Raw genomic sequence first — 21,084 nt, 5'->3', positions numbered from 1 at the left:
GCGTCCCTGATGCGTTCGAAAAGCACTTTTTCAACGGCCTGTTAAGGCACCAATGCTTCGGCGGCAATGCGCGCCATCAGGGCCGTCATGCGTTCGTCCTCGCCGATGGGAGGGCTGAGGTGCAGGCGCATCTGTGGAAACGCCTGGGACAGTTCCTCGACCATGCGGGGGAGATCTTCGCGCGCATGCCGGCCGGTGCCGAGGAACATGGGAACGATGCCCACCTGGGTGATGCCCTGCGCCGCCATCGCGGCAATCGTTGAAGGCAGGTCGGGCGTGCACAGCTCCAGGTAGGCGCAGCGCACATCCAGCGCGGGCTGCTCGGCGCGCATGCGCGCGAGCACCGCCTCCATGGGCAGGCGCCACAGGGGGTCGCGGGAGCCGTGCGCGAACAGCACGATGCCGTTGGTACTAGGGTTCGTCATGGGTCTACTGCTAAGGGGTCTAGCGTCTCAATACCAGCCATCCAAACGCTGCCAGCGAAAGCACGGAATAGATCAGGCCCGGCGCGGCCGCGGTCAGCCAGGGCGACCAGTTCTGCAGATTGCCCGCGAAGCCGAACACATTGTTCAGCAGGAAGAAGCTGATGCCCGCCATCACCCCGCCGAACACATAGCCCGCAATGCCCCCCGAGCGGAAATGCAGGTAGGCGAAGGGCAGGGAGAGCACCACCATCACCAGGCAGCTCAAGGGGTAGAAGACCTTGCGCCAGAACTCGATCTCGTAGCGCTGTGCCGACTGGCCGTTGGCCTCCAGGTGGCGCACGAAGCGGAACAGTTCGATCGTCGCCATCTTGTCCGGCTTGAGCAGCGACGCGGCCACCATGTCGGGGCTGATGCGCGTGGGCCAACGCAATGTGGGCTCTTGCAGGCGCGACACGCGCATGCCGCCATCGGCCTCGGCCTCAAAAAGGGTGCGCTGGACCTGCTGCAGATTCCACGCATCGCGGGCGTCGTCGAAGGTGGCCTGTTCCGCCTGGATGGTGGCGGCGACGCGTCCGCGCGCATCGAACTCGAACACCCGCACGCCGCGCATGGCGCCATTGGGGTCCACGGCGCGCACATTCACAGCGATCGAATGGTCGCCCTGGCGCTCCTTCAGCCATGCGCCCGTGGCGCCAGTGCTGATCTGGCCCAGCCGGCGGGCTTTCACGAGAGAGGCCGCTTTTTCGCTCGCCGGGGCAATGTAGTCCCCGACGATGACTGTGACCATGACGAACGCGCAGCCGAGCATCAGCAGCGTGCTCAGCGCCCGCCAGGGACCCAGCCCACTGGTGCGCATGATGGTGAACTCCGAACTCTGCGCCAACCGTGCCATCACGAAGATGGTGCCGATCAGCACGGTGATGGGCAGTAGTTCGTAGAGGTGCTGCGGCAGGCTCAGCGCCACGAACAGCAGCGCGTGCGAGAGCTGGTAGCCATTGGCGCCCGCGCGGCCCACCCAGCGTAGCTCGTCCACCATGTCGAAGAAGAAGAACAGCGCGAGGAAGGCGAGGGTGACGAAGGCCACGCCCACGACGACTTCGCGGTAGATGAAGCGGCGGATGGTTTTCATGCCGTCCTCCTGCCCAGGAGGCTGCGCAGCGACCAGTGGTTGTGGCGCGCGGCCAGCAGCAGCAGGCCCAGGGCCAGGGTACCGCCGTGCAGCATCAGCATGAAAGGTAGCAAGCCCAGCCGGCCCACGCCGATCCATGTCTGTCCAACGGTCATGAGGTTGTAGTACACGACGAAGGCGAACAGTGCGAACACCAGGCTGGTGCTGCGCCCCGCCCGCGGGTTGACGACGGCCACCGCCAGGCCCAGGACGACGAAGTTCAACGCCGCCAGCGCCATGCCGATGCGCCAGCCCAGTTCCGCCTGGTGGCGCGGCTGCGGGTCGATGACCAGCTCCCAGGTGTCGCGGGTCTTGATGGAGGCCGCCTCGGGGTCGTTCTGCGATCCGCCACCCACAAGCGTGCCGTACTCGGCAAATTCACTGACGCGCAGGCCCGGCTTGTCCCGCAGCGTCTCCAGCCGCTGCCCGTTGCTCAACAGCGCCATGCGTTCGCCGTTGCGGATCTCCAGGCGAGCGCTTTGCGCGGAGGTGACCGTCTCGCGGTTGGGTTCGTTGGTGGCAATGAAAACGTTGCTGGCCGAGTTGGCATCCGGTGCGTCCTTGTCAATGAAGAACACGCGTGACCCATTGGAGGATTCCTGGAATTCCCCGGGCGCGATACGGTCCACGTCGCTGCGCTGCTCGTATTGCGTCTTGAGCTCCTGGATCTGCCGGTTGGCCCAGGGCCAGACCACGAGCGACAGCGCGGCGATGGCCAGCATGACGGGCCAAGAAAACCGGAACAGCGGTGCCAGCAGGCTCATCAGTCCGCGCCCTGCCGAAAACCAGATGACCATCTCGCTGTCGCGGTACATGCGCGACAGCGCCCCCACCACCGTGACGAACAGGCTCAGGCTGAGGATGGTGGGCAGTTGTCCCAGCACCGTGAAACCCATGACCAGCATCACGTCGGAAGGGTTCACGCTGCCCCGGGATGCCTGGCCCAGCGTACGGATCAGCATCATGGTCATCACGACGGTGACCAGAACCACCAGGGTCGCGCCGAAGGTGCGGGCCAGCTCCTTGCGAATGGATGAATCGAATAACATTGGCTCGAAGGAAAACGCTGATTATGAACTTCGAACTGAAGACGCTTTCGCTGGCTGCCGCTGCTGCGCACAAATGCGACCTGCTGGTGGTGGTGGTGCCTGAAGGCTTCCTGCCGGGCAGCGACGTGCTGTCGACCATGGTTGCGCATGCGCTCAAGCAAGGCGATCTGGAGGTGAAGCCGGGCAAGCTCCTGCAGTGCTACGCCCCCGCCGGTGTTGCGGCGCGCCGGGTTGTGCTGCTGGGGTGCGGTGCGGCCGATGCACATGCGGTGCGCCAGGCCATGCAAGCCTTATCCCCCTCGTTCAAGTTGCCGTCGGTCAAGCGCATGGCGCTGGTGTTTGGAACCTCGGCCCAGCGGGGCGCCATCGGCGCTGCGGTGCGTGCGGTGGCCGATGGGAGCTATGTCTATACGGCCACCAAAACCAAGGCTGAGCCGCGTGCCTTGCTGCGTGTCACCCTGGGCGTGCCCGATGCGGGTGCGGTGCAGCCGGAGTTCGCCACGGCCACGGCCGTGGCGGCCGGTGTAGAGTTTGCGCGCGAGTGGGCTAATCGCCCTGCCAACCATGCGACCCCCACGCTGGTGGCCAATGCCGCCAAGACGCTTGCGAAATACCCCGGCGTCCAGTGCCAGGTGCTGGGCCCTACCGAGGTGGCCAAGCTGGGCATGGGGGCGTTTCTGGCGGTGGCTCAAGGGTCCGACCAGCCGCTTCGCCTGGTGGAATTGCGCTACAACGGCGCGGCCCGCACGCAGGCTCCCGTGGTGCTGGTGGGCAAGGGCATCACGTTCGACACCGGGGGGATCTCGCTGAAGCCCGCGGCGGAGATGGACGAGATGAAGTTCGACATGGGCGGGGCGGCGAGCGTCCTGGGCGTGTTCCGGGCGCTGGCGGAACTCCGGCCGGCGATCAACGTGGTGGGCCTCATTCCTGCGTGCGAAAACATGCCCGATGGCAAAGCGGTCAAGCCCGGCGATGTCGTGACGAGCATGAGCGGCCAGACCATCGAAATCCTCAACACAGACGCAGAAGGGCGTTTGGTCCTGTGCGACGCGCTGACCTACGCGGCACGCTTCAAGCCAGCCGCCGTGGTGGACATTGCCACATTGACAGGCGCTTGTGTGGTGGCGCTTGGTGGCCTGCGCAGCGGACTGTTTGCCTCCGATGACCTGTTGGCGGAACAGCTCCTATCGGCAGGCGATGCCGCGCTTGACCCCTGCTGGCGTATGCCCTTGGATGACGAGTACGCAGAAGGGCTCAAGAGCAATTTTGCCGACATGGCCAATGTGGCAGGCCGGGCCGGTGGTTCGATCACCGCCGCGAAGTTCCTGCAGCGCTTCGTTGGGGACACGCCGTGGGCGCACCTGGACATCGCTGGAACGGCTTGGAAGGGCGGCGCCGCCAAGGGCGCCACCGGCCGCCCTGTGGGACTGCTGGTGCACTATCTGCTGGAGCGGGCGACAGTGAGTACCGTGAAACCCAAGCAAAAGACGCGCAGCCGCAAGTCGGTGGCTTGAGGGCCATGTCGTTGAAGGTGCCCGCATGACACAGGTGGCATTCCACTTCAATGCACCCGACAAACTGGCGTATGTCTGTCGCCTGGTGCGAAAAGCCACCCGGCAGGATGCGCGGGTGACGGTCACGGGTGATGCAGACACCTTGCTGCGGCTGGATCGCCAGCTCTGGGCGTTGGCGCCTTCGGATTTCGTCGGCCATTGCCTGGGAGACGCCGACGAGGAAATTCTGCGTGCCTCTCCCACCGTGTTGGTGCAAGACCCTCGTACCAGTCCGAATCGGGACGTGTTGGTCAACCTGGGAAATGTCTTGCCCGAGGGATTTGCGCAGTACGCTCGGGTCGTGGAGGTGGTCAGCCAGGTGGATGAGGATGATCGGAAGCGCGCGCGGGAGCGCTGGCGCGGCTATGCCGCGCTGGGGTATGACATCGTTCGCCACGATCTGGTACTCAAGGAAAGCGCGGGATGACAACACCCACCAAGAAACCTCCCAGATTCGTGCCCACGCTCACCGACGTGGTGCAGATGCCCGAAGCCGAAGGGAGCTCGGCGCGTCCGTCGCCTCCGGTGACACGGCCTGCGACCACCGCTGCGTCGCTCTCTGTGCCTTTGCCAGCGGCTCCGCATTCACCACCGCCCCTCGCAGTTCCCGCGCCGGTTGCGCCGCTGCCTGCAGGGCTGCCCTACGGGTTTGAGGAGTACGTGGTGCATCGCGTGATGCAGCGCGTGGACGTCGTGCTGGACCAACGTTTGCGCGAGGCGATCGCAGTGGTGGTACAGGAGCAGACACGGTCCATGGTGCCTCGTCTGCGAGAGGAAGTGGAATCGGTAGTGCGGCAGGCCGTCTACGAAGCCGTGGCCGAGGAACTGGCAGGCGAGCGCAGCGGCCATTGATGCTGCGTCAGGGTATTTCCCTGTGTCGTTTCGCAGAACCTCCTTGTGTTCCCTAGTGATGTGGAACATAAATTGCGATATGTTTCTCCGCGTTGGTTCACAACAATATTTCCAGCGCTTTTCTTAATTGGAGATCCATATGCAACTGAAGTTGAAAATGACCGTGGCTGCTGCGATCGCAGCGGTTGCCGGTGTGGCCGCTGCTCAAGAGGTGGTGAAGTCAAGAGGTGGTGAAGATTGGTCACGTGGCACCGGTCTCCGGCGCCCAGGCGCACTACGGCAAGGACAACGAAAATGGCGCTCGCATGGCCATTGAAGAGCTGAACGCCCAGGGCGTCACGATCGGTGGCAAGAAGGTGAAGCTGGAATTGGTGGCGGAGGACGATGCCGCTGATCCCAAGCAAGGCACGGCGGCCGCACAGAAGTTGTGCGATGCGAAGGTCGCGGGGGTGGTCGGGCACCTGAACTCGGGCACCACGATTCCTGCTTCCAAGGTCTACAACGACTGCGGGATCCCCCACGTCACTGGCGCCGCAACCAACCCCAACCTGACGCGCCCCGGCTACAAAACCACCTTCCGCATCATTGCGAACGACAACGCTCTGGGTGCTGGACTGGCAGCTTACGCGGCGGAAACCCTGAAGCTGAAGACCGTGGCCATCGTGGATGACCGCACCGCTTATGGCCAGGGCGTTGCCAACGTGTTTAAGCGCGTGGCAGCCGAGAAAGGCATGAAGGTTGTGGACGAACAGTTCACCACGGACAAGGCGACGGACTTCATGGCTATTTTGACGGCCATCAAGGCCAAGAACCCCGATGCGATCTTCTTCGGCGGCATGGATCCTCAGGCGGGTCCCATGTTGCGCCAGATGGAGCAACTGGGTTTGGCCAACACCAAGTATTTCGGTGGGGATGGCGTATGCACCACGGAAATTGCCAAGCTGGCGGCAGGCGCCAAGACGCTGGCTAACGTGATTTGCGCAGAGGGTGGCGCATCCCTGGCCAAGATGCCTGGCGGCACGGCCTGGAAGGCCAAATACGACGCCAAGTACCCCAACCAGTTCCAGGTCTACAGCCCGTACACCTATGACGCGACCATGCTGCTGGTGGACGCTATGAAGCGCGCCGGCTCCTGGGACCCGAAGGTGTATATCCCCGAGTTGCTCAAGTCCAACTACAAGGGCGTGACCGCGAACATTGCGTTTGAACCCAATGGCGAAATGAAGAACCCGGCCATTACGCTGTACACCTACAAGGAAGGCAAGAAGACGCCGTTGAACTGATCGACCTGTTCCGCCTCGCCTTGAGTGCGGATCTCGTAAAAAAGGGCTCCTTGGGGAGCCCTTTCTCTTGATATCAGCAACCGTTCAGCGTCGGACCTGCAGCGCGCCGGGGTTGACGATATTCGAGGGCGTGCCTTTGATGTAGTTCACCACATTGTCAAAGGCGGCTCCGAAATAGAGCTCGTAACTGTCTTGTTCGACGTAGCCGATGTGCGGTGTACAAATACAGTTCTCAAGCCGCAACAGTGCGTGGCCTTGCAAAATGGGCTCGCTTTCAAATACATCCACAGCAGCCATGCCCGGGCGGCCTCTGTTCAATGCGGCGATCAGGGCGTCGGGCTCGATGAGCTCGGCACGTGACGTATTGACGAGAAGGGACGTCGGCCGCATGCACGACAGGTCCTCTAGTGTGATCATGCCCTGCGTTTCCTCGGTCAAACGCACATGCAGTGAAACCACATCGCATTGGGAGAAAAACTCTGCCCGTGTGGCCGCTACCTGCAGGCCGTCGCTCAGTGCCTGGACCCGTGAGGCTTCCCGCCCCCACACGCGCACGTTCATCCCAAAAGCGCGCCCATAACCTGCCACGATCTGCCCGATCCTGCCGTAGCCCCAGATGCCCAGCGTCTTGCCACGCAGGACATTGCCCACCCCGAAGTTAGGCGGCATGGATGCGGCACGCAGGCCCGACTGTTGCCATGCGCCATGCTTGAGGTTGGCGATGTACTGGGGAAGACGGCGCATGGCGGCCATGATGAGAGCCCATGTGAGTTCCGCTGGCGCAACGGGGGAGCTCACGCCTTCAGCGACGGCGATTCCCCGCTCGGTGCAGGCAGCAAGGTCAATGTGCGCGCCCACGCGGCCGGTCTGGGCAATCAGCTTCAGGCGCGGCAGCTTGTCCACCAGTTGGCGCGTGATCTGCGTGCGATCGCGGATCAGCACGATGACATCTGCGTCCCGCAAGCGCACCGATAGCTGCCCCAACCCCTTGACGGTGTTCGTGTAGACCTTTGCGGAGTAGGGGTCCAACCGTGCCGCGCAATGCAGCTTGCGCACGGCGTCCTGGTAATCGTCGAGTATTACGATGTTCATCTTGTCCACTTACTGCGCACACAGTGGCGCAGCTTTGTTTCTCCGCAATGGTTCCAAAGGAGCGCATTGCCGGTCTCAATGGATCATTGTCGCTGATAAGAAAACCTGTGCAGCGTAGTTCCACCGATGGGCACCAGGCGCATTACCGTGGCGAATACGCCATTGCTTACATCTTTCGGAGAGTATCTGCGCCTTTTTCCCATTTGTGCAGTTACAAATGGCCGTGCATTCCACCAGTTTGTTTTCGGCATCAGCAATCACCATGAAAAACCGCGAGCCTCACGCCCTCTCCTCAACCCTCCAACTGGCCCGCGGTTTGGCTATGGCCTTGGCCGTGGCAGCCTCCGCCGGTGGCGTGGCAGCCCAGACCTACATCAACGCCACGGTGGGCGGGCAAATCGCTCCCGGCGTCTACGGCCGCGTGGATATCGGCAACAGCGCGCCTGCGCTGCTGTACCCGCAGCCGGTGGTGATCGCTCCTCCCGCGGTGTATGTTCCCCGTTCGCCCATCTATATGTATGTGCCGCCGGGCCATGCCAAGAACTGGTCCAAGCACTGCGCGCGCTACTCTGCTTGCGGTCAACCCGTGTATTTCGTGAAGGAGCCCCCGCGCCGGCCCGGCAAATTCCGCGATGACCGCGACCGGTTCGATGGCCGTTCGTTTGACGATGGCCGCGGCCACTGGAACGGCCGCGACCGGGACGATGACCATCGCGGCCGTGGGAATGGAAAAGGCAACGGCAACGGCCGAGGCCACGGGCGCGGTGATCGCTGAGGCAGGCCTGAAGCCTGGCATCTGATGGCCGCATCACGATGAGGGTTCAGGCTTTTCAAGGGAGGCATTTCCCTCCCGAAGTTTTCGCGCCAACACTGCGTGTGCTCGGCGGTGTTGCCTTAAGCTTGTGTGCCTATGGCACATGTGACGTTCTCCCCTCCCTATACACCGCCCTCACAGGTCGTCGCGCAGTTGCGTGACCGGGGTTATGCGGTGCTGCAACCCCGGGACACAGCGACATGGGTGGGATGTGCCTTGAACGATTTGCAGGCCCTGGCGGCCGACTGGTCGGATCTGGCCCCGGATGACTACCTCAAGGACGGAGGACGGTACCGCAGGCGGCGCCACTCCTGCTTCATTGTCGAGGGCCCCGCCGTGAAACAAGCACCGCACCGCGCGCACTGGCAGCCGGTGGAGTACAACGCGCTGCACGGAGGGCTGCAGCGCTGGTTTGCGCCCATGCGTGACGAAACGGTGGCTCGACCGGTGTGGCGGCAACTCATGCAGGCGGCTGCGGGCCTCTCGCAAGCGATGTGCGGGCAGCCGTCTCAACCCTGCTACATCGAAGCACATCAGTTCCGCATTGACACCGAGGGCGGCATCGGCCGTCCGACACCCGAAGGCGCGCACCGCGACGGCGTGGACCTGGTGGCGGTGTTCCTGGTAAGCCGGCAGGGCATCAAGGGTGGAGAGACCCGCATCTTCGAAGCCACGGGCCCGAATGGACAGCGGTTTACCTTGAGCGAGCCCTGGTCCGTCATGCTGCTGGACGATGCGCGCATGATCCATGAAACCACACCCATCCAGCCCACCGAAGATGGCGGCTGGCGCGATACCCTGGTGGTTACCTGCCGGGGCGGTGGCTTTCAAGGGGATGCGTCCCAATAATTGATTCGAATCAAGCCTTGGACGCCGCGTACGCATCACACTCGTGGTTGTTGCGGGCCTTCCAGGCCTGCCACCCTAACCAAAAGGAGGTTCCATGTTCAAGCACATTCTGATTCCCGTCGATGGCTCGGAGACGTCCATGAAGGCCGTGGCCAAGGCGGCAGCGCTGGCCAAGACCTTCGGCAGCGCCGTGACGGCGCTGTACGTGATCGACCCTTATCCCTTCACGGGGGTGGGCGCGGATTTCGCCTACGGCCAGGCGCAATACCTCAGTGCCGCGACGGCCGAGGCAAACACGGCCCTGGACGCCGCCAAGGCCGCTGTCACCCAGGCAGGCGTCGCCAACGTCAACACCATGGTAGGCGAGGGGCATGCGATTCACGACGGCATCCAGCGCGCCGTCGAGAGTACGGGCGCGGACCTCATCGTGATGGGATCGCACGGTCGCCGCGGGCTGGAAAAATTGGTGTTGGGCAGCGTCACACAGCGCGTGCTGGGCGTGGCCCACGTGCCGGTGCTGGTCGTGCGGGATTGACCCGGGGCGTACGTCGCCACANGCTCGCAACGCGAGCCGTTGTCTTTTCGCGCCCCGGTCACGGAACGGGGCGCCGCGAGCACGGGTTACTCAATCCGTGCACCCGAGGCTTCCACGATACCCTTCCACTGCACGTATTCGTTCTTGAGCAGGGTCGAGAACTGTTCCGGCGACATGGCCTGCGGCTCTGCGCCTTGCGCCTGGATGGCAGCCTTCATGTCCGCGGTGGCGANGCTGGCGGCGTGCCTGCCGGCGCCAGCACGCCGTACCAGGTGCTCACGTCAAAGCCCTTGAAGCCGGACTCGGCCACCGTGGGCACGTCGGGCAGCGACGAACTGCGCTTGGCCGAGGTGACCGCCAACGGGCGCAGCTTGCCCGCCTTGATCTGACCCATCGCCGAGGGCAGCGACGAAACCAGCAGTTCCACATTGCCCGCCAACGCATCCATGAGTGCCGGGTTGGAGCCTTTGTAGGGCACGTGGCTCAGCTTGATGCCGGCAGCTTTCTCGAACAGGTCGCCCGCCAGGTGAATGGAGGTGCCGTTGCCGGGCGAGCCATAAGTGACGGTGCCCGGCGCGGCCTTGGCGGCCGCCACCACGTCGGCCAAAGATTTGTACTTGGAGTTGACACTCGTGGCGATGACCACGGGCGTGTACGCCACGTGGGCCACGGCCGTCAGGTCCTTGGTGGGGTCCCACGGCAGGTTCTTGTACAGCCAGGGGCCGATGACCAGATTGTCCTTCTGGCCCATGACGATGTCATAGCCTGTGGGAGCGGCCTTCACCGCCTCGGTAATACCGATGGTGCCGCCAGCTCCCGGCTTGTTGTCGGCCACCACGGTCCATTTGTTGGCTTCCGTCAGCTTGGCGGCGACCAGGCGGGCCAGGATGTCGGTGCCGCCGCCGGGCGGGAAGGGCACGATCAAACGGATGGGCTTGGCGGGATAGGCACCGGCAGCGGGTGCACTGGTCTGGGCATGGGCGGGCATAGCGCCCAAGGCACAGGCGAGGGTGGCAAGAGAAAGGATATGTCGACGAAGCATGGGGAAAAAGTCTCCTGGAGAACCTGGTATGGAACATGGCGCATCTGGCGCGCGCCCGCCTGGATGATGGCCCAGCCATCGTGGGCCGCACCGTGCCGAAGCGCGCGCATGCCATCGCCATCGGCGATGGCGGGGCGGGGCGAGGCGTCTCAGAGGCGCTCGAAAATGGCCGCGATGCCTTGCCCACCGCCGATGCACATGGTCACCAGCGCGTACCGGCCCTGGATGCGCTGCAGTTCGTGCAGTGCCTTCACGGTGATCAGCGCACCGGTGGCGCCGATGGGATGGCCCAGCGAAATGCCCGACCCGTTGGGGTTGACCTTGGCCGGGTCCAGGCCCAGGTCGCGCGTGACGGCGCAGGCCTGCGCGGCAAAGGCCTCGTTGGCCTCGATCACGTCCAGGTCGTTGACCGTGAGGCCTGCCTTCTTGAGCGCCAACTGCGTCGCGGGCACGGGGCCGATGCCCATGTACTTCGGGTCCACGCCCGCATGGGCGTAGGCCACCAAGCGCGCCAAAGGCTTTGCGCCGCGGGCCTGCGCTGCCTTGGCATCCATCAGCACCACAGCGGCAGCCGCATCGTTGATGCCCGAGGCATTGCCCGCCGTCACCGTGCCGTTGTCTTTCGCAAACACGGGCTTGAGCTTGGCCATGTCGTCCAGTGTCGCGCCGGCGCGGAAGTGCTCGTCGGTGGCGTATTGCACCTCGCCCTTCTTGCTCTTGAGGGTGACCGGGACGATCTGGTCCTTGAAGTAGCCCGCTGCCGTGGCACGCTCGGCACGGTTGTGACTCTCCACGGCCAGGCGGTCCTGGTCTTCGCGCGTGATGCCCCACTTGGCGGCGATGTTCTCGGCCGTCACGCCCATGTGGATGTTGTGGAAGGGGTCGTGCAGGGCGCCGATCATCATGTCGATCATCTTGAAGTCGCCCATGCGCGCGCCCCAGCGGCTGGCGAGGCTCGCGTAGGGTGCGCGGCTCATCACCTCCGCGCCGCCGCCGATGGCCACGTCGGCATCGCCCAGCTGGATGGTCTGTGCGGCCGACACGATGGCCTGCAAGCCCGAGCCGCACAGGCGGTTCACGTTGAACGCGGGCGTGCCCTCGGCGCAGCCGCCCTGGATGGCCGCCACGCGCGAGAGGTACATGTCCTTGGGCTCGGTGTTCACCACGTGGCCAAACACCACATGGCCGACGTCCTTGCCGTCCACTTGCGCGCGAGCCAGCGACGCGCGCACCACAAGCGCGCCCAGCTCGGTGGGCGGAACGTCCTTCAGGCTACCGCCAAAGGTGCCAATGGCGGTGCGCACGGCACTGACTACGACGACGTCACGGGACATGGTTTTCTCCTGTAATGGTTTTAAATGAAATCAGGCTCTAGCGCTTATTGGATAAGCGCTAGCAGCTACAAAATGCATAGTAATGGTTGCACTGCGCCGGGGCACGGCATCAGGCCTCGCGCACGTCGGCCACGGGGTTGGCGCCGAAGTCTGTACGCTGCAGCCAGGCGAGCACGCGGGCAGCCGCGGCGTCTGGCGAGGTGAGCATGCCGCCCGTCTTGAGGGCGGCGAAGTTCTGCACATCCGGAAAGTCGGCCGGGTTGGCGCCGCGCAGTTGGGTCTGCATGTCGGTGTCGATCACACCGGGAGCCAGCGAGCATACCTTGGCGCCGTGGGGCTTGGCGGCTTCGTCCAGCGCCAGGCACCGCGTGAAATGGTCCATGCCGGCCTTGGCCGCGCAGTAGCCCGACTGCGACGCCATGGCGCGACGCCCCAGCCCCGAAGAGATGTTCAGCACCCTGCGCGCCACGGAGTGGGGCGGTGCAGCCCAGCCTTCGGTCGCGCCCAGGAAGGCGGCCGTCAGCAGCATCGGCGCCTCCAGTCCCACGCGCAGCGCGTTGGACAGCTCGGCCATGTCCTGCGGGCTGGCGCATGCCGACAGCGGTGCGATGCGCGGGATCACGCCGGCGTTGTTGATCAGCGTGGCGCTGGCGTACCGGCTGGCAGGCTGGGTGGCCAGCCATTCGCGCAGGCGCTGAGCGGCCTGCGCAGGCTGGGCCAGGTCCACGCTCCATTGCTCCAGCGTCGCGCCCTGCGGCACGGCCGTGGACAACGGCGCAGAGGTGCTGCGCGCCAGGCTGATCAGCGTGTTGCCGGGTTTCAGCAACTGGTGTGCCATGGCCAGGCCCATGCCGCGCGAGCCGCCGGTGAGGATGTAGAGGTGTTGCGTCATGCGGGCATGGTAACGGCCACGCACGCGGCGATCAAAACGGCGGTGCCGAGGCAAACGCGCACCAGCCACCCTGCAGCGGGTGCGCGAACTCCAGCACGCAGGCGTGCAGCAACAGGCGCGGTGCGCGGGCTTGTACCGACGCATCGGCATAGAGCTGGTCGCCCAGGATGGGGTGGCCCAGTGCCGCCAGGTGTACGCGCAGCTGGTGCGTGCGACCGGTGACGGGTTCCAGCTCCACGGAGGTGGTGTCGCGGGCGGCGTCGTGCGCCAGCACGCGCCAACGCGTGAGGCTGGGCTGGCCGTGCGTGGCATCCACCACGCGCAGCGGACGGCGTTCCCAGTCCGCCGCGATGGGCAGCGCGATCTCGCCCCAGCCGTCCGCGTGTGCAGGGTCGGGCGGCGGCATGCGGCCCGCCACCACGGCGCGGTAGCGCTTGTGCACCAGCCGCTGGGCGAAGCTGTGGCTGAGGGCCCGCTGCATCGCGGCGCCCCGCGCCATGAGCACAAGTCCCGACGTGGGCTGGTCCAGCCGGTGCACGATGAGCGCGTCGGGCCACAGCGCCTGGGCACGCGTACTCAAGGCATCCTGCTTGTCGGGGCCCCGTCCGGGCACGCACAGCAATCCCGAGGGCTTGTCCAGCACCAGCAGCGTGTCGTCCACGTGCACGCTGCGGACGCCCTCTGATGGGCTGGCCGGCATACCCTGCAAAGGTGCATGCGCCCCCGCCGTCTGTACGGCCTGCGGCGCTGTCAACTCAACCGCCATGGGCCAGCCGGTCCACGGTCGCGCACAGCTCTTCCACGTCATCGGGCTTGTGGATCAGCGCGCGTGCGCCTTCGGCCAGCGCGGCCTGTTCGATTTCCGCCGTCACATAGCCGGAGGCCAGGGCCACTGGCAGGTCGCTGCGGATGGTGCGGGCCGCGCGCACGAGATCCAGGCCCGAGTAGCCCGGCATGTTGTAGTCCGTCACCAGCAGGTCGTAGCGCTCGGGGTGGGCCTGCAGGGCGTCTGTGGCTTGGTGCGGGTCGGTGAAACCGCTGACCTCGTAGCCGCTGCGGCGCAGCAGGCGCTGCACCAGAAAGACCAGCGCCTGGTCGTCGTCCACGTACATCACGTGCAGCAGACGGTCTGTTGCCGGCGCCACCGCGGGCGGGCTGGCGGGCGCGACCGGCGCGGGAACCTCCGGCAGGGCGGCCACCATGGTGTACGACGCCACGGGAAAGTACAGCGTGAAGCGGCTGCCCTCGCCGGGTGCGCTGTGCACGTCCACGCCACCACCGTGGGTGCGCATCACGCCGTGCACCACCGCCAGTCCCAGGCCGGTGCCCTGGCCCACGGGCTTGGTGGTGAAGAAGGGTTCGAAGATGCGCGACTGGGTGGCGGCGTCCATGCCCGGGCCGTTGTCATGCACGCGCACGGCCACGTAGTCGCCCGCGCTCAGGCCCAGGCTCTCGCGCATGCGCTGGTCGGGCTGGATCAGCGCAGCATCCACGCGAATGCGGCCACGGCGGCTGCCGATGGCGTGCACGGCGTTGGTGCACAGGTTCAGCACCGCTTGCTCCACCTGCGTGGCATCCGCCAATACGGGGGGCAGGTCGGGGGGGACATGCACGGTCAGCTCGATCTCGGGGGGCAGCGTGACCCTCAGCAGCCGTTCGGTGTCGTGCACCACCTCTGCCAGGGTGACGGCGGCACGCTTGGGCGGCTCGTTGCGGCTGAAGGTGAGGATCTGGCGCACCAGGTCGCGGGCGCGCCGGCCGGCCTTGTCGATTTCCAGCAGGCTTTCGTACATCGGCGTGCCGGGCGGGCAATCGGCTTTGGCCAGCTCCACGTTGCCCAGGATCGCATGCAGGATGTTGTTGAAGTCGTGCGCGATGCCGCCGGCCATGGTGCCGACGGCCTGCATCTTGTGCGACTCGCGCAGCTGTCCCTCCAGCGCGTTGCGGCGGGCTTCTTCGCGCTTGCGGGCCGTGAGGTCGCGGGCAAACACGGTGGTGGTCTCGCCTTCCGCATGGCGCTCGAACGACACGCTGATCTCCACCGCCAGTTCGCGGCCTGATGCCGTGAGCGCCGTCATCTCCCCCAGCGCCGCCTGCGTAGTCAGTTGCGCGAACGCCAGCACCTGCTGGGCCTCGGGCAGAAAGCGGCTCAACGGGCTGCCCAGCGCGTCGCTGGTGGCGCACTGGAACAGCATCGCTGCAGTAGGGTTGAACACGGTGATGCGCTCGTGCTGGTCCACGCAGATGATCGCGTCGAGCGCGGAGTTGATCACCGCTTCCAGCCGGCGCTCGCTGGTGTGCAGTTGCACGTTGCGCTCCTGCAGCTCCTGTGCGCTGCGCTGCAGGGCCTGGCGTTCGGCCAGCAGCGGCCCTTGGTCGATCACGGCGCACAGAAACTGCGTGAGCGGCGCGTCCTGCTCGGAGCGCGACTCGATGCGCGCGATGTGCAGGTCGCCGGTGATGTGCCGGCCCTCGCTGATGTGGAACACAACCTCCGTGGCCTCTGCCGTGCCCACGGCCCGCGCTTGGTCGAAAGCCTCGCGAACACGCGGCGCGTGGCTGTCGCTCACGAAGGGCATCAGTGCCGTCAGGGGGCGGTCCGTCTCGCGCGGTTGGAACGAGCGCTGTGCCATGGAGTTGGCCTGGACCACCATGTCATGCTCGTCCACCACCATGAGCGACAGCGGCACGCTGGAAAACAGGGCCTCGAATCGCTCGGAAGCGCTTTCGGCCGCGGCCTGGCTGTAGCGCAGCACCTGGTTCTGCGCCTCCAGCTCGGCCTGTGAGGCGCGCAGCTGCGCAATCAGCTCGGCCACGTCGCCGCTGGCCCGTTGAGGGCCGCGGCGCTCCGGCTGCTCAGGGGGGGACGAGGCAGGCTCCGCGGCGGGAAACAGCAGGGACAGGTCGGGGCGGCTCATGGGAATCGGGCAATCCGCAGGCCTGCCAGTGTACGCGTCTGCCTAGTGCCCCACAGGCCGGTGCCGCTGCCTCGTTCAGCGGCGCACCGACAGCAGCTCGATCTCGAAATTCAGCGTGGCGTTGGGCGGAATCACGCCGCCCGCGCCGCGCGCGCCATACGCAATCGCCGGCGGGCAGGTGAGCTTGGCCTTACCGCCCGGCTTCATGCGCTGCACGCCTTCGGTCCAGCAGGGGATGACGCGGTTCAGCGGGAACTCGGTCGGCTCGCCGCGCTTGTAGGAGCTGTCGAACTCCTTGCCGTCGGGGAAGGTGCCGCGGTAGTGCACCTTGACGGTGTCGGTGGCCTTGGGTGATTCACCGCTGCCGTCCTTGAGCGACTCATAGACCAGGCCGCTGCCGGTGGTGACGGCGGGGGCCTGCGCCTGGGCTGCGGAGGCGAGGGCAAGCGATGCGAGCAGTGCGAGAAGGGGGCGCATGGGTCAAATGTTCAGAAGCAACAAAGGCCCGATGGTAGGGCCTTTGTGAATGCCTGAGCGGAGAAGGCCGTCAGCCCAGTTCGCTCACCGGAACACAGCTGCAGAACAGGTTGCGGTCGCCGTAGACGTTGTCCACACGGCCCACGGGGCTCCAGTACTTGTTCTGGCGCAGGGCGGCAACGGGATAGGCTGCCGCATCGCGCGGGTAGGGGTGCTGCCAGTCGGCTACCAGCAGGCACTCGGCCGTGTGGGGCGCGTTCTTGAGGGGGTTGTCGTCCTGCGGCCAGGTGCCGGCCTCGATCTGGCGGATCTCGCGCCGGATGGCGATCATCGCGTCGATGAAGCGGTCCAGCTCGAACAGCGTCTCGCTCTCGGTGGGCTCCACCATCAGCGTGTTGGGCACAGGGAACGACAGCGTGGGTGCGTGAAAGCCGTAGTCGATCAGGCGTTTGGCCACGTCCTCGGCCATCACGCCGCTGGTGTCTTTCAACTGGCGCAGGTCCAGGATGCACTCGTGGGCCACATGGCCGTTGGCGGAAGCGTACAGCGTGGGATAGTGGTCCTTCAGGCGCGCGCTGATGTAGTTGGCGCTCAAGATCGCTGTCTCGGTCGCGGCCTGCAGACCGTCGGCGCCCATCATGCGGATGTACATCCAGCTGATGGGTAAAACGGCTGCATTGCCCAAGGGAGCTGCGCTGACAGCTCCTGTTTTGGAAGCAATGCCGCCCGTGGCGTGGCCGGGCAGGTAGGGCACGAGGTCCTCCACCACGCACACCGGGCCCACGCCGGGGCCGCCGCCGCCGTGGGGGATGCAGAAGGTCTTGTGCAGGTTCAGGTGGCTCACGTCGCCGCCGAACTCGCCCGGCGCGGCCACGCCGACCAGGGCGTTCATGTTGGCGCCGTCCACATACACGCGCCCGCCGTGGCTGTGCACCAGCTCGCACAAGGCCTTCACCTGGGTCTCGAACACGCCATGCGTGCTGGGGTAGGTGATCATCACGCAGGCGAGGTTGGCACTGTGCTTCTCGCATTGGGCCTGCAGGTCCGCCATGTCCACGTTGCCGTTCTCGTCGCACTTGGTCACCACGACCTGCATGCCCACCATTTGGGCGCTGGCGGGGTTGGTGCCGTGCGCGCTACTGGGGATCAGGCAGATGTTGCGGTGGGCGTGCCCCTGCGCCGCGTGGTAGGCCTTGATGGCCAGCAGGCCGGCGTATTCGCCCTGGCTGCCTGCGTTGGGCTGCAGGCTGATGCCGGCGTAGCCCGTGGCCTGGCACAGCCAGGCGCGCAGTTGCTCGTCGAGCAGGCGGTAGCCTTCGAGCTGGTCGGCCGGGGCGAACGGGTGCACTTGGGCGAACTCGGGCCAGGTGATGGGGATCATCTCGCTGGTGGCGTTGAGCTTCATGGTGCACGAGCCCAGCGGGATCATGGTGCGGTCCAGCGCCAGGTCCTTGTCGGACAGCTGGCGGATGTAGCGCAGCATGCCGGTTTCGGAATGGTGGGTGTTGAACACCGGGTGCGCCAAGAAGCGGCTGGTGCGCGCCAGAGCATCCGGGAACAGCGCCGGTGCGCCGGCCGCGTCCATCGCCTCGATGGTGGGCAGTTGCTGGCCGTCCCGCGCAAAGATCTTCCACAGCAGCTCGATATCGGCGCGGGTGGTGGTCTCGTCCAGCGAGATGCACAGGTATTCATTCCAGGCTTTTCGCAGGTTTGCGCCCATCTGGACTGCGCGAGCAGCTATTGAATCCGTAGCATCCTTGGTGTGCAGGCTGAGTGTGTCGAAGGCCGAGCCATGGTGGTGGCTGGTGAACCCCAGCTGCGCCAGGCCGCGGCTCAGGATGGCGGTGAAGCGCGCCACGCGGCGGGCGATGCGCGTGAGGCCCTCGGGGCCGTGGTACACGGCGTACATGCTGGCGATCACGGCCGGCAGCACCTGGGCCGTGCAGATGTTGCTCGTGGCCTTCTCGCGGCGGATGTGCTGCTCGCGCGTTTGCAGCGCCAGGCGGTAGGCGGGCTTGCCGTGCACGTCCACGCTCACGCCCACCAAGCGGCCGGGCAGGCTGCGCTTGAATTCGTCGCGGCAGGCCATGAAGGCGGCGTGCGGTCCGCCGGCGCCCATGGGCATGCCAAAGCGCTGGGTGGAGCCCACCACGATGTCGGCGTCCCACTCGCCGGGGGCCTTGAGCAGCGTGAGCGCCAGCAGGTCGGTAACGAAGATGGCGGCGGCCTGTTTGGCGTGGATGGCGTCCACGTCGGCCTGCCAGTCCTGCACCCAGCCGCTGCTGGCAGGGTACTGGATGAGGGCGGCGAAGAAGTCGCCGGCCAGGGCCGCCTGCCATTCCTCCTGGGAATTGGCCACCACCACGGTGATGCCGATGGGGGCGGCGCGGGTCTGGATGACTTCGATGGTCTGCGGGTGCGCATCGCCGGCCACGATGAAGACGTCGCTCTTGGACTTGACCGAGCGCTTGGCCAGCGTCATCGCCTCGGCGGCAGCGGTGGCCTCGTCGAGCATGGAGGCGTTGGCGATGGGCATGGCCGTGAGGTCGCACACCATGGTCTGGAAGTTGAGCAGCGCCTCCATGCGGCCCTGGGAGATCTCGGCCTGGTAGGGCGTGTAGGCCGTGTACCAGGCAGGGTTTTCCAGCACGTTGCGCAGGATGACGCCCGGCGTGTGCGTGCCGTAGTAGCCCTGGCCGATGAAGCTCTTGAGGATGCGGTTCTTCGACGCAATGGCCTGGAGTTCAGCCAGCGCTGCGGCCTCGGTGGCCGGCGCGGGCAGGTCCATGGGGCGCTGGCGCGCGATGGAGCGCGGCACGATGGAATCAATGAGCGCGCGGCGCGAAGCCTCGCCGATCACCGACAGCATGTGTGCTTCGTCGGCGGCGTCGATGCCAATGTGGCGGGGCAGGAATTCAGCGGCGTTTTCAAGCGCCGCCAGGGGCAGGGGGGAGGGCATCTGCATGGCGAGGGACCAGTCTCAAGAGCGATGGGGCGGTGCGGCGGCGCCGTGTGCACGGCGCCGCGGGTGCATCAGGCGTTCTGGGCGAAGGCGGTATAGGCCGTTTCGTCCATCAGGCCGGCGAGCTGGCCGGCGTCGCTGAGCTTGACCTTGAAGAACCAGCCGGCGCCCAGCGGGTCGGAGTTGGCCAGGGACGGGTCGGCGCGCAAGGCCTCGTTGACCTCGACGATTTCGCCGGACACGGGCATGTAGACATCGGCAGCGGCCTTGACGGACTCGACCACACCGGCCACGTCGCCCTGGGCAAAGGTGGTGCCCACCGCGGGCAGGTCCACGAACACCACATCGCCCAACGCATCCTGCGCGTGGACGGTGATGCCGACGACGGCCGCGGCCGGGTCGGCTGCGTTGATCCATTCATGGTCTTTGGAAAACTGAATGCTCATGGGGGGCTCCGGGAAGAAGAAGTGGAAGGAAAAGGTTTGAGAGTGGTCAGCCCGCACTGTAGCCGGGCGGACCTGGGCGCGGTGGCAGTTCGCCGTGGTGAATTCAGCCGCGGTAGTAGCGTGTGGGAACAAAGGGCGTGGCAGCCACTTCCATGGGCACGGCCTTGCCGCGCACCATGGCGTTCACACGGGTGCCGGGGGCGGCATGGGCGGGCATTACGTAGGCCAGGGCGATGGGCTTGTCGGCAGTGGGGGCCAGCAGGCCGCTGGTGACTTCGCCGATGCGCTCGCCCGACTCGTTTTGCAACTCGGTGTGCTCACGCACGGGCACGCGCTCCAGCGCCACCAGGCCCACGCGCTTGCGCGTGAGGGTGGCCGGGCTGTCGATCTGGGCCAGCACCTTGTCGGCGCCGGGAAAACCGCCAGCGCGCGCGCCGCCTGTACGGCGCACCTTCTGGATGGCCCAGTTCAGGCCGGCTTCGGGTGGGGTGGTGGTGGTGTCGATGTCGTTGCCATATAGGCACAAGCCGGCTTCCAGGCGCAGCGAGTTGCGTGCGCCCAGGCCGATGGGCTTGACCTCGGGCTGGGCCAGCAGCGTGCGCGCCAGGGCCTCGGCCTGCGTGGCGGGCACCGAGATCTCGAAGCCGTCCTCTCCGGTGTAGCCGCTGCGCGTCACGAAGCACTGCGCCCCGGCGATGTCGAAATGCCCGCCGGTCATGAACACCAGTTTGTCCACGCCTGGTGCCAGACGCGCGAGCACCGCAGCCGCCTGTGGGCCCTGCAGCGCGAGCAGGGCCTGGTCTGGCATGGGAATCACCTGGCAGCGTTGGCCGATGCGCTCCTGGATGTGGGCAATGTCGCCCACCTTGCAGGCGCCGTTGACGATCACGAAGAGTTCGTCCTGCGCCATGCGGAAGAACATGAGGTCGTCGATGATGCCGCCCTCGTCATTGAGGAGCAGGCCGTAGCGCTGCTTGCCTACGGGCAGGTCGACCACGTCCACGGGCATCAGCGTCTCGAACGCGGCTGCGGCGTCAGGGCCGACCAGCTTGAGCTGCCCCATGTGCGACACGTCAAACAGGCCGGCCGCCGTGCGCGTGTGGTGGTGCTCGGCCATCAGGCCCATGGGGTATTGCACGGGCATGGAGTAGCCGGCGAAGGGCACCATGCGGGCGCCCAGTTCGATGTGCAGGGCGTTGAGGGGAGTGGTGAGCAGGTCGGACATGGCGGACATGGCAATGGGCGAAGGCAAATGGTGGAGCGATCTCTCGATCGCCGATTTGCCCCGCTGTCCGCTTTACCTGAGAGATTCACCCCGCCTGCATGGCATGTCGCGGGGCTTGCTCCTTCGGTGGGCCGCATGCTGCTGCGGCCTCTCTCCAGCAAGGGAAAC

Annotated in this window: 18 protein-coding genes, 3 pseudogenes and 1 riboswitch; of the genes and pseudogenes, 7 read left to right on the top strand and 14 right to left on the bottom strand. The window is 65.9% G+C overall.

Going from position 1 to position 21,084, the window contains the following annotated elements; genetic code table 11:
* Window positions 1–41: 41 nt before the first annotated feature.
* From OX89_RS11105 to lptF, 3 genes are read right to left on the bottom strand one after another with little or no spacing between them, the layout of a single operon-like run.
* A complete protein-coding gene (locus OX89_RS11105; protein WP_015913264.1) occupies window positions 42–425 on the bottom strand; it encodes a sirohydrochlorin chelatase in 384 nt (127 codons plus the stop codon).
* 19 nt (window positions 426–444) lie between these two features.
* Entirely contained in the window at window positions 445–1,554 is a 1,110-nt protein-coding gene (gene lptG / locus OX89_RS11100; protein WP_047350657.1) for an LPS export ABC transporter permease LptG, read from the bottom strand.
* Window positions 1,551–2,642, bottom strand: a complete 1,092-nt coding sequence (gene lptF, locus OX89_RS11095) for an LPS export ABC transporter permease LptF (RefSeq protein ID WP_047350656.1) — start codon at window positions 2,640–2,642, stop codon at window positions 1,551–1,553. The genes lptG and lptF overlap by 4 nt, the downstream gene beginning before the upstream one ends.
* A 23-nt stretch (window positions 2,643–2,665) precedes the next feature.
* Between lptF and OX89_RS11090 the strand changes: the two genes are divergently transcribed.
* The 4 genes and pseudogenes from OX89_RS11090 to OX89_RS11075 all read left to right on the top strand — a co-directional run bounded on the left by OX89_RS11090 (window position 2,666) and on the right by OX89_RS11075 (window position 6,330).
* Window positions 2,666–4,156 (top strand): leucyl aminopeptidase, encoded by a 1,491-nt coding sequence (locus OX89_RS11090; RefSeq protein ID WP_047350655.1) that lies wholly within the window; start codon window positions 2,666–2,668, stop codon window positions 4,154–4,156.
* 25 nt (window positions 4,157–4,181) lie between these two features.
* Window positions 4,182–4,622, top strand: a complete 441-nt coding sequence (locus OX89_RS11085; RefSeq protein WP_011805172.1) for a DNA polymerase III subunit chi — start codon at window positions 4,182–4,184, stop codon at window positions 4,620–4,622.
* Window positions 4,619–5,047, top strand: coding sequence for a hypothetical protein (locus tag OX89_RS11080; protein ID WP_047350654.1), 429 nt, complete (start codon window positions 4,619–4,621; stop codon window positions 5,045–5,047). Before OX89_RS11085 ends, OX89_RS11080 begins: the two co-directional genes overlap by 4 nt.
* 139 nt (window positions 5,048–5,186) lie before the next feature.
* Window positions 5,187–6,330 (top strand): annotated as a pseudogene (locus OX89_RS11075) (branched-chain amino acid ABC transporter substrate-binding protein).
* 84 nt (window positions 6,331–6,414) lie between these two features.
* Here the strand turns inward: OX89_RS11075 and OX89_RS11070 are convergent.
* Complete coding sequence (locus OX89_RS11070) at window positions 6,415–7,422, bottom strand: D-2-hydroxyacid dehydrogenase family protein (RefSeq protein ID WP_015913270.1); 1,008 nt, start codon at window positions 7,420–7,422, stop codon at window positions 6,415–6,417.
* A gap of 262 nt (window positions 7,423–7,684) precedes the next feature.
* On the opposite strand from OX89_RS11070, the gene OX89_RS11065 reads away from it, so the two are divergent.
* The 3 genes from OX89_RS11065 to OX89_RS11055 all read left to right on the top strand — a co-directional run bounded on the left by OX89_RS11065 (window position 7,685) and on the right by OX89_RS11055 (window position 9,620).
* On the top strand, window positions 7,685–8,197 hold the full coding sequence (locus OX89_RS11065) for a hypothetical protein (RefSeq protein WP_047350659.1): 513 nt from the start codon (window positions 7,685–7,687) through the stop codon (window positions 8,195–8,197).
* Between the two features lie 135 nt (window positions 8,198–8,332).
* Entirely contained in the window at window positions 8,333–9,085 is a 753-nt protein-coding gene (locus OX89_RS11060; RefSeq protein WP_047350653.1) for a 2OG-Fe dioxygenase family protein, read from the top strand.
* Window positions 9,086–9,179: 94 nt separating this feature from the next.
* Entirely contained in the window at window positions 9,180–9,620 is a 441-nt protein-coding gene (locus OX89_RS11055) for a universal stress protein (protein ID WP_011805178.1), read from the top strand.
* 86 nt (window positions 9,621–9,706) lie between these two features.
* Here OX89_RS11055 and OX89_RS19120 read toward each other — a convergent pair.
* The 10 genes and pseudogenes from OX89_RS19120 to gcvT all read right to left on the bottom strand — a co-directional run.
* Window positions 9,707–9,852, bottom strand: a pseudogene (locus OX89_RS19120) (tripartite tricarboxylate transporter substrate binding protein); the annotation flags it as partial.
* A gap of 1 nt (window position 9,853) precedes the next feature.
* Window positions 9,854–10,662: pseudogene (locus tag OX89_RS11050) on the bottom strand (Bug family tripartite tricarboxylate transporter substrate binding protein); the annotation flags it as partial.
* A 149-nt stretch (window positions 10,663–10,811) separates the two neighbouring features.
* A complete protein-coding gene (gene bktB, locus OX89_RS11045) occupies window positions 10,812–11,996 on the bottom strand; it encodes a beta-ketothiolase BktB (RefSeq protein ID WP_011805180.1) in 1,185 nt (394 codons plus the stop codon).
* Between the two features lie 109 nt (window positions 11,997–12,105).
* Window positions 12,106–12,888: an SDR family NAD(P)-dependent oxidoreductase gene (locus tag OX89_RS11040; RefSeq protein ID WP_047350652.1), complete on the bottom strand. Its 783-nt coding sequence runs from the start codon at window positions 12,886–12,888 to the stop codon at window positions 12,106–12,108.
* A 31-nt stretch (window positions 12,889–12,919) separates the two neighbouring features.
* Window positions 12,920–13,588 carry an RluA family pseudouridine synthase gene (locus tag OX89_RS11035; RefSeq protein ID WP_011805182.1) on the bottom strand — a complete coding sequence of 223 codons (669 nt, stop codon included), beginning with the start codon at window positions 13,586–13,588 and terminating at the stop codon, window positions 12,920–12,922.
* A 55-nt stretch (window positions 13,589–13,643) separates the two neighbouring features.
* Window positions 13,644–15,806, bottom strand: a complete 2,163-nt coding sequence (locus OX89_RS11030; RefSeq protein WP_047350651.1) for an ATP-binding protein — start codon at window positions 15,804–15,806, stop codon at window positions 13,644–13,646.
* 75 nt (window positions 15,807–15,881) lie between these two features.
* On the bottom strand, window positions 15,882–16,283 hold the full coding sequence (locus OX89_RS11025) for an FKBP-type peptidyl-prolyl cis-trans isomerase (protein ID WP_015913278.1): 402 nt from the start codon (window positions 16,281–16,283) through the stop codon (window positions 15,882–15,884).
* 70 nt (window positions 16,284–16,353) lie between these two features.
* A complete protein-coding gene (gcvP, locus tag OX89_RS11020) occupies window positions 16,354–19,248 on the bottom strand; it encodes an aminomethyl-transferring glycine dehydrogenase (RefSeq protein ID WP_047350650.1) in 2,895 nt (964 codons plus the stop codon).
* Between the two features lie 68 nt (window positions 19,249–19,316).
* The gene (gcvH, locus tag OX89_RS11015; RefSeq protein WP_011805186.1) at window positions 19,317–19,691 is read right to left on the bottom strand and encodes a glycine cleavage system protein GcvH; all 375 of its coding nucleotides are present in this window, start codon (window positions 19,689–19,691) and stop codon (window positions 19,317–19,319) included.
* 103 nt (window positions 19,692–19,794) lie between these two features.
* A complete protein-coding gene (gene gcvT / locus OX89_RS11010; protein ID WP_015913280.1) occupies window positions 19,795–20,925 on the bottom strand; it encodes a glycine cleavage system aminomethyltransferase GcvT in 1,131 nt (376 codons plus the stop codon).
* Window positions 20,926–20,969: 44 nt separating this feature from the next.
* Window positions 20,970–21,084: riboswitch (glycine riboswitch) on the bottom strand.

Source organism: Diaphorobacter sp. J5-51 (assembly GCF_001023515.1).
GTDB classification, from domain to species: Bacteria; Pseudomonadota; Gammaproteobacteria; order Burkholderiales; family Burkholderiaceae_C; genus Diaphorobacter; species Diaphorobacter nitroreducens.
Note: the sequence above shows the minus strand (reverse complement) of the source record. Positions and strands in the feature narration are given on the sequence as shown.

Bases quoted from the DNA above. Each gene is read 5' to 3' on its own strand.
- OX89_RS11105 (WP_015913264.1), bottom strand. From the start codon at position 425: ATGACGAACCCTAGTACCAACGGCATCGTGCTGTTCGCGCACGGCTCC.
- lptG (WP_047350657.1), bottom strand. From the start codon at position 1,554: ATGAAAACCATCCGCCGCTTCATCTACCGCGAAGTCGTCGTGGGCGTG.
- lptF (WP_047350656.1), bottom strand. From the start codon at position 2,642: ATGTTATTCGATTCATCCATTCGCAAGGAGCTGGCCCGCACCTTCGGC.
- OX89_RS11090 (WP_047350655.1), top strand. From the start codon at position 2,666: ATGAACTTCGAACTGAAGACGCTTTCGCTGGCTGCCGCTGCTGCGCAC.
- OX89_RS11085 (WP_011805172.1), top strand. From the start codon at position 4,182: ATGACACAGGTGGCATTCCACTTCAATGCACCCGACAAACTGGCGTAT.
- OX89_RS11080 (WP_047350654.1), top strand. From the start codon at position 4,619: ATGACAACACCCACCAAGAAACCTCCCAGATTCGTGCCCACGCTCACC.
- OX89_RS11070 (WP_015913270.1), bottom strand. From the start codon at position 7,422: ATGAACATCGTAATACTCGACGATTACCAGGACGCCGTGCGCAAGCTG.
- OX89_RS11065 (WP_047350659.1), top strand. From the start codon at position 7,685: ATGAAAAACCGCGAGCCTCACGCCCTCTCCTCAACCCTCCAACTGGCC.
- OX89_RS11060 (WP_047350653.1), top strand. From the start codon at position 8,333: ATGGCACATGTGACGTTCTCCCCTCCCTATACACCGCCCTCACAGGTC.
- OX89_RS11055 (WP_011805178.1), top strand. From the start codon at position 9,180: ATGTTCAAGCACATTCTGATTCCCGTCGATGGCTCGGAGACGTCCATG.
- bktB (WP_011805180.1), bottom strand. From the start codon at position 11,996: ATGTCCCGTGACGTCGTCGTAGTCAGTGCCGTGCGCACCGCCATTGGC.
- OX89_RS11040 (WP_047350652.1), bottom strand. From the start codon at position 12,888: ATGACGCAACACCTCTACATCCTCACCGGCGGCTCGCGCGGCATGGGC.
- OX89_RS11035 (WP_011805182.1), bottom strand. From the start codon at position 13,588: ATGCCGGCCAGCCCATCAGAGGGCGTCCGCAGCGTGCACGTGGACGAC.
- OX89_RS11030 (WP_047350651.1), bottom strand. From the start codon at position 15,806: ATGAGCCGCCCCGACCTGTCCCTGCTGTTTCCCGCCGCGGAGCCTGCC.
- OX89_RS11025 (WP_015913278.1), bottom strand. From the start codon at position 16,283: ATGCGCCCCCTTCTCGCACTGCTCGCATCGCTTGCCCTCGCCTCCGCA.
- gcvP (WP_047350650.1), bottom strand. From the start codon at position 19,248: ATGCAGATGCCCTCCCCCCTGCCCCTGGCGGCGCTTGAAAACGCCGCT.
- gcvH (WP_011805186.1), bottom strand. From the start codon at position 19,691: ATGAGCATTCAGTTTTCCAAAGACCATGAATGGATCAACGCAGCCGAC.
- gcvT (WP_015913280.1), bottom strand. From the start codon at position 20,925: ATGTCCGCCATGTCCGACCTGCTCACCACTCCCCTCAACGCCCTGCAC.